Genomic DNA, 13,778 nt, shown 5'->3' with positions numbered 1-13,778 from the left:
GTTGGCAAGTGCCAGTATCATGGGGTCCGCGGCCGCGCCAATGCGCCGTCGCGGCGCCGCAGCGGGAAATCGCGCATGGCTCCCCCGCTTTTTTGTACCGGCGGTCGGGTCAGCGTGTTGCCGGAACGGCAGCGCCCCTGTCGGTGTATTCGGGCGGCAGGCCGATATAGTCGCCCAGGATGCCGTCGATGCCCGGCGCCCGGCCGTAGGCCTCGCAATCGGGGTCGAGCGGTGCCTCGCCGAGCGTGGTGATCCGGATGCGGTCCCAGGTCGGCAGGGTGTTGGGGGCGTTGAACGGGTCGTCGCCGGTGGCCAGCATGAAGCCGAAATCCTGGCCGAACTCGCCGGCGAGGTCGTAGGCGTCGCTGGCGCGCGAGAAGCGCGGCTGGCTCGTGAACGAGTTCGCGGCCCCGCCCCAGACCATCGCGGCGCGCTGCTCGCGACGACGATCCAACGCCTCGGCCTCGACCGTGAGGCTGCCGAGCCCGATCGGGATGCGCGGGATCGGGATGCGGCCGATACCCTCGACGGCGCTAAGCCCCACCTGCGAGGCCACCGTCACGCCGGCCGAGCCCGCGATGGTCGCGCCCGCGCCGAGCAGGTCTGTTGGCTCGACCCGGGTGACCTGCGCCCGCACGGTGAGATCGGCGTCGCGACCGGTCACCACGTCGTAGCGCAGCGACAGGTCGTAACAGAGCGCGCGGTCGGCCGCGTTGGCGATCAGGCGGCGTTCCGCCTGAGTGAGCGGCGCGGCGCCCGCGACGTCGGCGTGGAACGCGGTCGGGATGATCCGCACGGTGCGGGCCTTGGCCAGGGCCGGCCGGTCCACGTAGAGCCGCGAGGCCGAGGCGACGGCGCTGCTCGCCTGCAGCCGATCGTAGCGGGTGAGCGAACCGCGGTCGTTGAGCAGCACGGTGCCGCAGGCCGTGACCGTCGACAGGAGCGCGACGGCGGCGGCGAGCCGCGACAGGGAACGGCGCTTGCTCGGACTGGGCTGCATCGAGTGTCTCGTGGCCGGCACCGCGCCGGTATCGACGGCCGGAAGACCGCTCGCGCTAAACGTAGCCATTGGATCACGCGCACAAAAGGTGGTGTTCGGTCACGACGCAACCCCTGTTGCGTTGCGGATACAGGCGCGAAACACGACCGTGCGAGTTCGCGGCCCCGCCGTGCAACCGTCTCGGCACGACACGCGTCTGCTGTCCGATGCCTGCCTCGACCCAAAGACCGCTCTGGATCGTCCCCCTGACGGTGGCCACCGCCCTGTTCATGGAGAACACCGATTCCACGGTGATCGCCACGGCGCTGCCCAGCATTGCGGCAAGCCTCGGCGAGGATCCGATCGCCCTGAAGCTGGCGCTGACTTCCTATCTGGTCAGCCTGGCGATCTTCATCCCGGTGAGCGGATGGATGGCCGACCGCTATGGCTCGCGCACGGTCTTCCGGGCCGCGCTCGTCGTGTTCATGCTGGGATCGCTCGCCTGCGCGGCGGCTAACGGGCTGGCGTGGTTCGTCGCGGCGCGGTTCCTCCAGGGCATGGGCGGGGCCATGATGGTGCCGGTCGGGCGCCTCGTTGTGCTGCGCAGCGTGCCGAAGTCGCAGCTGGTGACCGCCCTGGCCTACCTGACCTTCCCGGCGCTGGTCGGCCCGGTGATCGGACCGCCGCTGGGTGGGCTGATCACCACCTGGTTCGACTGGCGCTGGATCTTCTTCATCAACCTGCCGATCGGCGTCGCCGGAATCGTGCTGGCGAGCCTGTACTTCGAGGATGTGCGCGAGCCGGAGCGTCCGCCCCTCGACCTGATCGGCTTCTTCGTGCTCGGCACCGGCCTCGCCGCCCTGATGCTGGGGCTGGCCTCGATGGGACGCCATCTGCTCCCGGCCTCGGTCTCCTGGGGATGCCTGGCCGCGGGGGCGATCCTTCTTCCGCTCTACGTCGCGCATGCGCGGCGGGCCGCCCACCCGATCGTGCGGCTTGACCTGATGAACCGCCCGACTTTCCGGGTCGCGATCCTGGGCGGCAGCCTGTTCCGGGTCGGGACCGGCGCGATCCCGTTCCTGCTGCCGCTGATGCTGCAGGTCGGGTTCGGGCTCGACGCCCTGCATTCAGGATTGATCACCTTCGCGGCGGCGGCCGGCGCGATGTTCGTGAAGACCCTCGCGCCCAAGATCCTGCGCCGCCTGGGATTCCGCGCCGTGATGGTCTTCAATGCCGTGCTGGCTTCGGCCTTCCTGGCGGTGAACGGGATCTACACCGCCGACACGCCGCACTGGATCATGATCGCGCTGCTGTTCCTGGGCGGCTGCTCGCGCTCGGTGCAGTTCACCTGCGTCAATGCCATCGCGTATGCCGACCTCGAATCCCGTGAGATGAGCGCGGCCACGAGCTTCGCCAGCGTCTGCCAGCAGCTGTCGCTGAGCCTCGGCGTGACCCTCGGCGCGCTGGCGCTCGAGGGCGCCGCCGGCTTCCACGGTCGAACGCAAATCGAGGCCGGCGATTTCGGCCCGGCTTTCTTTGCCGTGGCTGTGCTCTCGGCGGCCTCGGTGCTGGCCTTCCGCAAGCTGACGCCGGATGCCGGGGCCGAGATCTCCGGCCGCAGGATTGTCGCGGCGACCCCGCCGGCGTCGGCCGAGATGAAGCCGCGGGCGAACTGACCCGATCAGGCCGCGGCGCGGGCCGGCGCGCGACCGCCAGATTTCTTGCTGGCGCCGCCCCGCGCCGCAGAGATCTTGGTCGGTGCCTTGGTGGGCGCGCGCTTCGGAGCCGGCCGCTCCGTCGCGAGGCCAGCGCGCCAGCCCTGCCAGCTAAAGGCGCCGGGACCGGTCAGGGCGTAGATCAGGAACCCGCCCGCGAGGCCGAGATCGGCCAGCATCAGCGTCCGCTCGGCGACCGCCGCCGGCCCGACATATTGCCAGAACGCGTGCAGCATCACGGCCGTCACCGCCGCGAAGACCGCGAGGGCCAGCCCTGTCAGGCGCGGCAGCACACCGAGGATCAGGGCCAGCGGGCCGAACACCTGCACCACCACGGCGGCAGTCGCAACCGCGTTCGGGAATGGCATGCCGCTGCCGGCGAGGGTCAGCGCGAAGCCCGAGACGTTCAGCGCCCGCGCGATTCCGGTTGGCAGGAGTGCGGCGGCCAGGAGCAGGCGCGCGGCGAGAAGGGTTCCGTCCTGGGCGCGGGCGATCATGGTCGAGTCCGGTCGGCTGTTAGGGCTGACCGGAGGGTGCCGTATTGGTTTGAAGGCTGGGTTAAGTCCGAACGCTCAACCCGCCACCCCGCCCCGGAACAACCGGCCGCGCTCGGTCCAGAGCACCACCAGCAGCGCCAGGCCCCCGAGGGTAGCGTAGCCGATCCCGACCGGCAGCACGGTCCCGTCGAAGGCCTGGCCGATCACGTAACCCGAGAACGCCCCCAGCATCGTGGTGTAGAACCCGACGAACGACGAGGCCGTGCCCGCGATGGCGCCGAGCGGCTCTAGCGCCAGGGCGTTAAAGTTCGGCAGCGCGAAGCTCATCAGGAACTGGTTGGCCGCCAGGATCGACAGGAACGCCGCGAGCGGCGGGTGGCCGTGATAGGCGAGCCCGACGCCGACCTGGGCCAGGGCCACCAGCGTGAAGGCGATGATGCCGGCATGCGAGAGCGCCCGCATCCCGAGCCGCCGGACGATCCGGGCGTTGATCAGCGTCGCCGCCCCCATGGCGCCGGCCACCAGCCCGAAGGCCAGGGGGAACAGCGGCCCGAGATGGTACAGCCCGGTGTCGAACACCTGCTGGGCCGATCCGACATAGCCCATGATGCAGCCGGTGAGCAGGCCGAGCGCCGTGGCGTAGCCGATGGAGACCCGGGTCGTCACCGTGGTGCGCACCGCGTCCCAGGTCGCCCCGAGGGAGAGCGGGCGACGATATTCCGGGTGCAGGGTCTCCGGCATCCGCAGCGAGAACCAGGCGGTCAGCCAGAAGGCCAAAGCCAGCATCGAGACGAACACGTAGACCCACGACCCCAGCGCCAGCATCAGGCCGCCGATCGCCGGGGCGATCATGGGGACGATCAGGAAAACCATCATGGTGAGCGACATCACGCTCGCCATCTCGCGTCCGGCGAACCGGTCGCGCACGATCGCCACCGAGAGCACGCGCCCACCCGCTGCGCCGATGCCCTGGATGACCCGGGCCGCCAGCAGCCAGCCGAAGCTCGGCGCCACCATGGCGAGCCCGCAGCCCACGACGTAGATCGCAAGGCTCGCCAGGAGGACCTTCCGGCGCCCGAAGGTGTCCGAGATCGGCCCGTAGGCGAGCTGGGCGATTCCGAATCCCGCCATGAACACGTAAACGAGGAGCTGCAGCCGGTTCGGATCGGGCACGGAGAACCGGGCCTCGATCGCCGGGAAGGCCGGCAGCAGGTTGTCGATGGAGATGGCGGTGACCGCCATCATCAGCGCGATGATGGCGACGAACTCGGTGAAGCCCGGTCCCGACCGGGTCTGCGCGGCAGGAACGTCCTGGACCGGCGGGTTAGGCCGGATCGCGATTGTCACAATACGCCCTCGTGCTGCGAAGGAATCGCCCGACGGAGGCGCCCCCTTCGCGGCACGCTTATGGCCGACGTGCCTGCGCGGTGCAGCTCAGGCCGGCAGCGGGCGCAGGGCCGGCTCCCGGGGGTTGCGCCCGACGAAGCCCGCCATCAGGGCAGCGACCAGGCAGAGCAAGCCGGCCGACACGAAGGCGCCGAGATAGGTCCCGGTATCGGTCCGGACCATGCCGGCGAGCCAGGCGGCCGAGGCGGCGCCGATCTGGTGGGCGGCTGCGATCCAGCCGAACATCAGCGCGGCATTCTCCTCGCCGAAGGACTTTCCGGCGAGCTGCACGGTGGGCGGCACGGTGGCGATCCAGTCGAGCCCGTAGAACACCGCGAACAGGGATAGGCCGTAGAAGCTGAGGTCGAACGAGTAGGGCAGGAAGATCAGCGACAGGCCGCGCAGGCCGTAATACCAGGCCAAGAGCTTGCGGGAATCGAACCGGTCGGTGAGCCAGCCCGAGGCCGTGGTGCCGATCAGGTCGCAGATACCCATCACCGCGAGCAGGCCCGCGGCCGTGACCTCGGCGATCCCGTGATCGATGCAGGCCGGAATCAGGTGGGTGCCGATCAGCCCGTTGGTCGAGGCGCCGCAGATGAAGAACGTGCCCGAGAGCAGCCAGAAATCCTTCGATTTGAGGCCGGTCCGCAGACCGCGAAGGGCACGCACCGCTGGGTTCTCGGTGAGCACCGGGGTCGGCGTGATCGTGGTCTCGCCGTAGCGGGGCAGGCCGAGATCGGCCGGCCGGTCGCGCAGCAGCAGGGCCGCCAGCGGGATCAGCAGCAGGGTCACGGCCGCAACCAGAAGCGAGACCGAGCGCCAGCCCGATCCGACGGCCAGCGAAGCCAGCATCGGCAGGAAGATCAGCTGCCCGGTGGCGCTGCTGGCGGTGAGCAACCCGACAACGAGGCCGCGCCGCTTGCCGAACCAGCGGCCCGCCACGGTGGCGCCGAGCACGTTGGCGACCATGCCGGAGCCCGATCCGACCACGATGCCCCAGAGCAGCACCATCTGCCACGGCGCCGTCATCAGGCTGGTGGCGGCCGTGCCGACGGCCAGGACGAAGAGCGAGCAGCACACTGCGGTGCGCAGGCCGAAGCGCTCGATGATCGCCACCGCGAACGGCCCGATCATGCCGTACAGGAAAATGTTGAGCGCGATGCCGACGCTGATCGTGGCGGCCGTCCAGCCGAATTCCCGCTCCCACGGAACGATCAGCACGCTCGGCGTCGCGCGCACCCCCGCCCCGATCAGCAGCACCAGGAAGGTCACCGCGACCACGATCCAGGCATAGTGGAGGCGCGGCACGGGGGGCGGCGCGGGCAGCGTCTCGACGGGAACGGGCATGTTCGGGCTCCGGGGTGTTGAGACGGCCGGCGGCGTGTCAGGGGGCGGCTGTGAGGGCTTCGGTCAGAGCCGCGACGGCGGCGGGTTCGATTCGCGCGTTGATGCGCCCTTGCGCGACCCGCCAATGGGGGATTGCCGCCGCCAGGGCGGCGCGTCCGGCGTCCGTCAGCGAGACCACGCGAGCGCGCGCATCCGCTTCGCCGGCTTCGATCCGCACGAGGCCGCGCCGCTCCAACGGATCGAGGTTGCGGCCCATCGTGGTGCGTTCCAGGGCGGCTTCAGCGGCGAGCCGCGTCACCGGGCTGGGACCCAGACGGTCGAGCAGGCGTAGGATCGCGAATTGGGTGACGCGCAGCCCGCAGGGACGCAGCGCCTCGTCATAGATCGTGGTCACCGCCCGCGTGGCACGGCGCAGAGCGGAACAGGTGCAGGGCTCGCTCGGACGATCCGTCATCACGATGCGTGTATATGCACGGATATGCCGCGCGACAAGCCGGCCCTGACGGTTCGGCCGGTTCGACATGCAGCGATAGGGAAATCCGTCACGCTGTCATCGACACGGCGGATCTCCCTGATAACGCTGCGCCGGCAGGCTCCCGGTTCGTGAGAGGCGCGATGACACTCGAAACTTCCACGGCGTTGTCGTCCTCGGAACAGAAATCGGCCCGGTCCGGACTCATCGAGGCTGCGGCCGAGATCGTGGCACAGAGGGGCGGCCCCGGCGGCTTCGTCCGCGACCTGTTCGGGCGCGTGACCCCCGAGGACGTGGCCCCCTACCCGGGCGATTCCTTGGCCGAGCTCGCGGTCCGCGCCCGCGCGTTCCTGTCAGAGCCGCGCAAGCCCGGCGATCCGGCCCGACTGCGCCTGAGCGACACCGAGCTTGTTCGGGACGGCCGGTCGCGCGAGGTGACGATCATCGAGGTCATCAACGACAACCGGCCGTTCCTGTTGGATTCGACCCTGGCCGAGCTGACCGAGCAGGGCCTGACGCCGGATCTCGTCGCCCACCCGATCCTCGGGGTCGAGCGCGACGCGTCCGGGGCGCTGGTGCGCGTGGTCGGCGAGACGACCGCGGATGCCCATGGCAGCCTGGCGCGCGAAAGCTTCATCCACCTCCATCTCGGCCGCCTCGACGGCGAGGCCCGGGCGCGGCTGGAGGAGGCCCTCGCTCAGGTCTATCGGGACGTGGCCCTGGCGGGCGACGACCACGACGCGATGCTAGCCCGCATCTCCGCACTGTCCGAAAGTCTGGGCCGCGCCCCCTCCCCGCTGCCGGAGGCCGAGGTCGCCGAGGCGCGCGCCTTCCTCGACTGGCTGACGGACGGGCAGTTCCTGGTGCTGGGCATGCGCCAGCACGGTATCGAGGGTGACGGCCATCCGCTGATCGAGGGCTCCAGCCTCGGGGTGCTGCGCGATCCGGGCGCCACGCCGCTGCGCCGGGGCCGGACGCCGGTCGACTACACGCCCGAGATCCTCGCCTTCCTGGAAGAGCCGCAGGCGCTGATCATCACCAAGGCGAGCGCGAAGTCCCGGGTCCACCGGGTCTCCTATCTCGACTATGTCGGCGTGAAGCTGTTCTCGAACACCGGCAAGCTGTCGGGCGAGGTGCGGATCGTCGGCCTGTTCACGGCCGCGGCCTATACCAGCCCGGCGCGCGAGGTGCCGGTCCTGCGCCGCAAGGTCGAGGCGGTGGCCGAGCGGGCCGGCCTGGACCCGACCAGCCATGCCGGGCGCAGCCTCCTGGCGGTCCTGGAGACCTATCCGCGGGACGAGCTATTTCAGATCGATATAGACCGGCTGTACCGGTTCACCCTGGCGATCGCCAACCTCGCCGACCGGCCGCGGCTGCGCGTGCTGTCGCGCCCGGACCGGTTCGGCCGCTTCGTCTCGCTGCTGGTGTTCGTGCCGAAAGACCGGTTCGACTCGACGGTGAGCGCCCGGATCGGCGCCTACCTGGCCGAGGCCTATGGCGGCCGCCCGAGCGCGGCCTACTCGGAACTGCCCGAAGGCCCGCTGGCCCGGACCCACTACATCATCGGTCTGCCGGAGGAGGGCATGCCCGAGCAGGACCCCGCGGCGCTGGAGGCCGGAATCGCCGCCCTGGTCCGCACCTGGGGCGACGCCCTCAGTGCGGCCCTGGCGGAGGCCCACGACGGCGGCCGGGCTCGCCGGCTCGCGTCGCGCTACGCGGAGGCGTTCACGGCGGCCTACCGGGACAACTTCCAGTCCGGTGCGGCGGTCGCCGACATCGCCATCCTGGAGGCACTGAGCGACGTGCAGCCGCGTGCGGTGCATCTCGCCCGCCGGGCGGGCGATTCGGATGCGCAGGTCCGCCTAAAGGTGTTCTCCCGCGGCACCGCGATCGCCCTCTCCGACCGCGTGCCGGTGCTGGAGAACCTCGGCTTCCGCGTCATCGATGAGCGAACCTACCAGGTCCGCCCGGCCGGGCTCGACGAATCCGCCCGGGTCTGGCTGCACGACATGCGGATCGAGCGGGCCAGCGGCGCCGCGATCGACCTTGCTACGCTGGAGCAGCCCCTTGAGGAGGCGATGCTGGCGCTGGCCGACGGTGCGGCGGAATCGGACGGCTACAACCGGCTGGTGCTGGAAGCCGCCCTGCCCTGGCGCGATGCCGCCCTGCTTCGGTCGCTCGGGCGCTACCTGCGCCAGCTGCGCATCCGCTACGGCCAGGACTACATGGCCGGAACGCTGAGCCGGCATCCCGGGATCGCCCGGGCGATCGTCAGCCTGTTCCGGACACGCTTCGATCCGCTGATCGACGGCGACCGGGCCGCACGCGAAGCCGAGACCCGTGCCCTGATCGAGGAGGCGCTCGGCGACGTCACCAGTCTGGACGACGACCGGATCCTGCGCCGGTTCGTCAATCTGGTCGAGGCCGCGGTGCGGACCAACTTCTTCCAGAAGGCCGAGGGTGATCGCCCCCGGGAGACGATCAGCTTCAAGTTCGCCTGCGCCAAGGTGACGGCGATGCCGCTGCCGCGGCCGTTCTTCGAGATCTTCGTCTATTCGCCCCGGGTCGAGGGCGTGCACCTGCGCTTCGGCTACGTCGCCCGCGGCGGCCTGCGCTGGTCCGACCGGCCGGAGGATTTCCGCACCGAGATCCTGGGCCTGGTGAAGGCGCAGCAGGTCAAGAACGCCGTCATCGTGCCTGTGGGCGCCAAGGGCGGCTTCTTCCCCAAGCGCCTGCCCCCGGCCTCGGACCGGGCGGCCTGGATGCAGGAGGGCACCGAGAGCTACCGGCTGTTCATCCGCACCCTGCTCGAACTCACCGACAACATCGTGGATCAGGCGATCGTGCCGCCGCCGGACACTGTGCGGCACGACCCCGACGACGCCTACCTGGTGGTGGCGGCCGACAAGGGCACCGCCACCTTCTCGGACATCGCCAACGCGCTTTCCCTGGAGAAGGGCCATTGGCTCGGCGACGCCTTCGCGTCCGGCGGCAGCCAGGGCTACGACCACAAAGGCATGGGCATCACCGCCCGGGGTGCCTGGGAGGCGGTGCGCCGCCACTTCCGCGAGATCGACGTCGACGTCCAGGCCGACCCGATCACCGTGGTCGGAGTCGGCGACATGTCCGGCGACGTGTTCGGCAACGGCATGCTGCTGTCCGAGAGCATCCGCCTGGTGGCGGCCTTCGACCACCGCGACATCTTCCTCGACCCGAACCCCGACGCGGCGAAGAGCTTCGCCGAGCGCAGGCGCCTGTTCGACCTCGGCCGCTCGTCCTGGGCGGATTACGACACGGCGCTGATCTCACAGGGCGGCGGCGTGTTCGCGCGCAGCCTCAAGACCGTGCCGCTTTCTCCGGCCGTCCAAGCCGCCCTGGGGTTCGACCGGGCCGAGGCGACGCCGACCGAGCTGATGCAGGCAATCCTGAAGGCGCCGGCCGACCTGCTCTGGTTCGGCGGCATCGGCACCTACGTCCGCGCCACCACCGAGACCGACGAGGATGCCGGCGACCGCGCCAACGACGCCGTGCGCATCACCGGGCCGGAGCTGCGGGTGAAGGCTGTCGGCGAGGGGGCCAATCTCGGCCTCACCCAACGCGGGCGTATCGAGGCGGCCCGGGCCGGGATCCGGCTCAACACCGACGCGATCGACAATTCCGCCGGCGTGAACACCTCCGACGTCGAGGTGAACATCAAGATCGCCCTCATGGTCCCCGAGCGGGATGGGCGGCTCGACTATGCGGCGCGCAACACATTGCTTGCCACGATGACCGACGAGGTCGGACGGTTGGTCCTGCGCAACAACGAATTGCAGACCCTCGCCCTGTCGCTCGCCCAGCGCGGCGGCCTCGGCGAGACCGGCTTCGCGATGCGCACCATGCAGGCGCTGGAGGCCGAAGGGCGCCTCGACCGCGCCGTGGAATACCTGCCCGACGATGCGACGATCACCGAGCGGATGCGCCGCGGCGAGGGGCTGACCCGGCCGGAATACGCCGTGCTGCTCGCCTACGCGAAGCTGTCGCTGTACGACGCGATCCTGGCCAGCACGGTGCCGAACGACCCGTATTTCGATCGCGAATTGCAGCGCTACTTCCCGAAGGCGCTCCGCGAGCAGTTCCCCGATGCCGTGAAGGGCCACCGGCTGCGCCGCGAGATCATCTCGACGGCGCTCGCCAACATCATCGTCAACCGCGGCGGCCCGTCCCTGGTCACCCGGCTGATCGACGGCACCGGGGCGGACGCCGCGACCATCGCCAAGGCCTACGCGATCACCCGCGACGCCTTCGGGCTGATGGAGTTGAACCTCGCTATCGACGGTTTGGGCGGCGGCCTGTCCGGACAGGACCAGCTCGGCCTCTATGCCGAGGTGCAGGGCCTGCTTACCAACCGGATCGTCTGGTTCATTCGCAACCTCGACTTGACCGGGGGTCTCGCCCCCCTGGTTGCGCGCTACCGCGACGGCGTGGCGGCCGTGGAGGCGGCGTTGCCGAAGGTGCTCGACGCCCAGGCGCTCACCGCCATCGGCAACCGCGCGTCGGAGCTCGAAGGCCACGGCATGGCCCGGCAGCAGGCCCGGCGGCTCGCCTCCCTCGACGCCCTGATATCCGCGCCCGACATCGTGCGCGTCGCCGAGGCCAGCGGCCGCCCGGTCGAGGAGGTGGCGGCGACGCATTTCGCCCTGGAACACGCGTTCCGCCTCGACGAGCTCGCCGCCGCGGCGCGAACCGTGCCGGTGGCCGATACGTTCGACCGGGTCGCGCTGGAGCGCGCGGTGGCCGGCATCGCCGCCGCGCACCGCAAGCTCACGGCCGAGGTGGTGGCCGATCTCGGCGCCGGGCCCGAGGCGGTCGAGGCCTGGGCCAAGGCCCGGGGCGCGCCGCTGGTCCGCATCCGTGATGCTGTCGACGCGATCAGCGCCTCGGGCCTCACTGTCTCAAAGGCCACGGTGGCGGCGAGCCTGCTCGGCGATCTGGTCCGGGCGGATTGAAGGGTCGCCCGGTGGTCAGGCGCCCGGCGTCGAGGCGGAGAAAATCCGGCGGCCGCTTCGGCTGACGGCGGTGACCGTCAGGCCGAGGCCCAGGATCGAGACGGCGGCTGCGAGCAAGGGAAGCTGGCCGTAGCCCGCCCCGAACGTCAGGGCGGTGCCGCCGATCCAGGCGCCGGTGGCGTTGCCGAGGTTGAACGCACCCTGATTCAGCGTAGAGGCAAGGTTCGGCGCGTCGCTGGCGGCCTCGACCACCCAGATCTGCAGCGGCGAGACCAGCGCGAAGGCGAGGCCGGACCACAGGACCAGCACGGCGACGGTCGGGATGGCGTGGTGGGCGACCGCCGCCAGGACCAGCAGCACCGCGACGATGCCGATGAACCCGCCGATGATCGTGGCCATCAGGCCCCGATCGGCGAAGTGGCCGCCCGCGAGGTTGCCGACCGTGAGGCCGATACCGGCGGCGAACAATACCCCGGTGACGCCCTGCGACGAGAACCCGGTCACGCCGGTGAGGAACGGCGTGATGTAGGTGAACACCGTGAAGAAGCTGACCGAGGAGAGGGTCGAGATCAGCATCGGCCGCAGCACCGGCCAGCGCCCCAGCGCCCGGAACTCCTTGACCAGGCCGCCGCGGGTACCGGGCAGGCCGGCGGGCACGAACAGCTGGATCGCCAGCCCGGCCAGCAGGCCGATCACCACCACGGCCCAGAAAGTCGAGCGCCATCCGGTGACCTGACCCAGGGCCGTTCCCAACGGCACACCGAGGACGTTGGCCAGGGTCAGCCCGGCGAACATCAGCGAAACCGCCTGGGTCCGCTTCTCGCGCGGCACCAGATCGCGCGCCACCACGGCGCCGATGCCGAAGAACGCCCCGTGCGCGAAGGCGGTGACGATCCGGGCCGCCATCAGCAGGCCGTAGCTCGGCGCCAAGGCGCAGCCGACGTTGCCGATCAGGAAGACCGCCATCAGGGCGAGGAGGGCCGTCTTCCGGGGCAAGCCCGCGGTGGCGATCGCCACGATCGGCGCGCCGACAACGACGCCCATGGCGTAGCCGGACACGAGGTAGCCGGCCTGTGGGATGGTGACACCGAAGCCGTGCGCCACCTCTGGCAGCAGGCCCATGATGACGAATTCGGTGGTGCCGATGCCGAATGAAGCGACGGCAAGGGCGAGGATCGGCAGGGACAGCACGTCGGCTTCCTTCGTTCAGACGGCGGGCGTCGCTTTGTGCAACGCAGCATGATGAAGGATGGAGCAGCGCGCGCTTTTGCATAGCGATGCACACGCGACGCACGGTTGCGCCGCGCGCAAGGTGCCGGCCGTCGATCCCCGGCGATCAGGCCCGGGTGCTGCCGCGCTCGATCAGCCGCGGCGGGATCAGCACACGCTCGCCGAGGGCAGATTCAGGCTCGGACATCCGGGCGATCATGGCCAGCGCCGCCTCGACCAATGCCGGCACGTCCTGGTCGAAGCTCGTGAGATCGTAGCCGCTCCACCCCGCCGCCGGAATGTCGTCGTAGCCGATCACGCGGACCTCGTCGGGGACGCTACGGCCGGCGCGCCGCAGCGCGTCGATCGCGCCCAGAGCGCAGAGGTCGTTGGCGCAGAAGACGCCGTCGAACGGGGCGTCCGCGCGGATCCGCATCGCCGCCTCGGCGCCGCCCTCATACGTGTAGGCGGATCCCGCGACGCGCGGCTCCGGCAGTCCTGCCGCGCGCAGTCCGTCGCGAAAGCCCGCGAGCCGCTCGGCGCTGGCCGGGCTGTCCGCCGGACCGGCGATGAAGGCCGGATGGCGCACGCCCCGATCGTGAAGGAGCGCGGCGGCTTGCCGACCTCCCAGCGCGTTGTCCGAGCCGACCGAGCCGATGCGCTCGGCCGTCACCGGGGTATTGAACGAGACGACCGGGATTCGAGAGGCCGAGAGCGTCTCGGCGGCGTCCTGCGACAGGACCGCCAGGGCGCTGACGATCGCGTCGACCCGGTACTGAGCCAGGCGCGCCGCCACCGCGTCGAGGGTGTAGTCGCTGTCGACCGGGACCAGCACGATCTGGTTGCCGGCTTCCCGGAGCCGCGCCGCAAAGATCTGGACGACGCGCGCGTAGAACGCGTTCTCCAGGCCCCCGACCACGAGGGCCACGAGGCCCGACCGATCGGTCAGCATGATCCTGGGGATCAGGCTCGGCTGAAAGCCCAGGGTCTCGGCCGCCGCCAGGACCTTGTCGCGGGTCCGGGCCGACACGCTGGCACCCGGCGTGAAGGTGCGGGACACCGCCGATTGCGAGACCCCGGCGAGGCGGGCGACCTCGACCGATGTCGGGTAGCGCTTCGAGACCATGATGTGCGTGCATCGCTTCGGGAGAGAACGCGCTTAGGTTGCGCGCCCCGTCCGGCGTG

9 protein-coding genes are annotated in these 13,778 nt (G+C 70.6%); 2 read left to right on the top strand and 7 right to left on the bottom strand.

The genetic code is table 11. The features are described from left to right. Positions 1-109 precede the first annotated feature (109 nt). A complete protein-coding gene (locus FVA80_RS00660) occupies positions 110-1,000 on the bottom strand; it encodes a DUF3313 domain-containing protein (RefSeq protein ID WP_147909778.1) in 891 nt (296 codons plus the stop codon). A gap of 206 nt (positions 1,001-1,206) precedes the next feature. Between FVA80_RS00660 and FVA80_RS00655 the strand changes: the two genes are divergently transcribed. Beyond that, positions 1,207-2,655, top strand: a complete 1,449-nt coding sequence (locus FVA80_RS00655; RefSeq protein WP_147909777.1) for an MFS transporter — start codon at positions 1,207-1,209, stop codon at positions 2,653-2,655. A 5-nt stretch (positions 2,656-2,660) separates the two neighbouring features. Here the strand turns inward: FVA80_RS00655 and FVA80_RS00650 are convergent, their stop codons facing one another. The 4 genes from FVA80_RS00650 to FVA80_RS00635 all read right to left on the bottom strand — a co-directional run bounded on the left by FVA80_RS00650 (position 2,661) and on the right by FVA80_RS00635 (position 6,447). Then, positions 2,661-3,191 carry a DoxX family protein gene (locus FVA80_RS00650; RefSeq protein WP_147909776.1) on the bottom strand — a complete coding sequence of 177 codons (531 nt, stop codon included), beginning with the start codon at positions 3,189-3,191 and terminating at the stop codon, positions 2,661-2,663. Positions 3,192-3,266: 75 nt separating this feature from the next. Continuing rightward, the gene (locus FVA80_RS00645) at positions 3,267-4,538 is read right to left on the bottom strand and encodes a multidrug effflux MFS transporter (protein WP_187193559.1); all 1,272 of its coding nucleotides are present in this window, start codon (positions 4,536-4,538) and stop codon (positions 3,267-3,269) included. A gap of 87 nt (positions 4,539-4,625) precedes the next feature. After that, positions 4,626-5,924: an MFS transporter gene (locus FVA80_RS00640; RefSeq protein WP_147909775.1), complete on the bottom strand. Its 1,299-nt coding sequence runs from the start codon at positions 5,922-5,924 to the stop codon at positions 4,626-4,628. A gap of 37 nt (positions 5,925-5,961) precedes the next feature. Then, positions 5,962-6,447 (bottom strand): MarR family winged helix-turn-helix transcriptional regulator, encoded by a 486-nt coding sequence (locus FVA80_RS00635; protein WP_246692217.1) that lies wholly within the window; start codon positions 6,445-6,447, stop codon positions 5,962-5,964. Between the two features lie 92 nt (positions 6,448-6,539). Here FVA80_RS00635 and FVA80_RS00630 point away from each other — a divergent pair, with 92 nt between their 5' ends. Then, positions 6,540-11,384, top strand: a complete 4,845-nt coding sequence (locus FVA80_RS00630) for an NAD-glutamate dehydrogenase (protein ID WP_147909774.1) — start codon at positions 6,540-6,542, stop codon at positions 11,382-11,384. A 15-nt stretch (positions 11,385-11,399) separates the two neighbouring features. Here the strand turns inward: FVA80_RS00630 and FVA80_RS00625 are convergent, their stop codons facing one another. Together FVA80_RS00625 and FVA80_RS00620 are read right to left on the bottom strand one after the other, a co-directional pair. Next, a complete protein-coding gene (locus FVA80_RS00625; RefSeq protein ID WP_147909773.1) occupies positions 11,400-12,575 on the bottom strand; it encodes an MFS transporter in 1,176 nt (391 codons plus the stop codon). 145 nt (positions 12,576-12,720) lie between these two features. Next, complete coding sequence (locus FVA80_RS00620; protein ID WP_147909772.1) at positions 12,721-13,719, bottom strand: LacI family DNA-binding transcriptional regulator; 999 nt, start codon at positions 13,717-13,719, stop codon at positions 12,721-12,723. Positions 13,720-13,778: the final 59 nt, after the last annotated feature.

The organism is Methylobacterium sp. WL1 (assembly GCF_008000895.1).
Classification (GTDB): domain Bacteria; phylum Pseudomonadota; class Alphaproteobacteria; order Rhizobiales; family Beijerinckiaceae; genus Methylobacterium.
The sequence above is the reverse complement of the archived record's forward strand: the minus strand, read 5'-3'. Positions and strand labels throughout refer to the sequence as shown.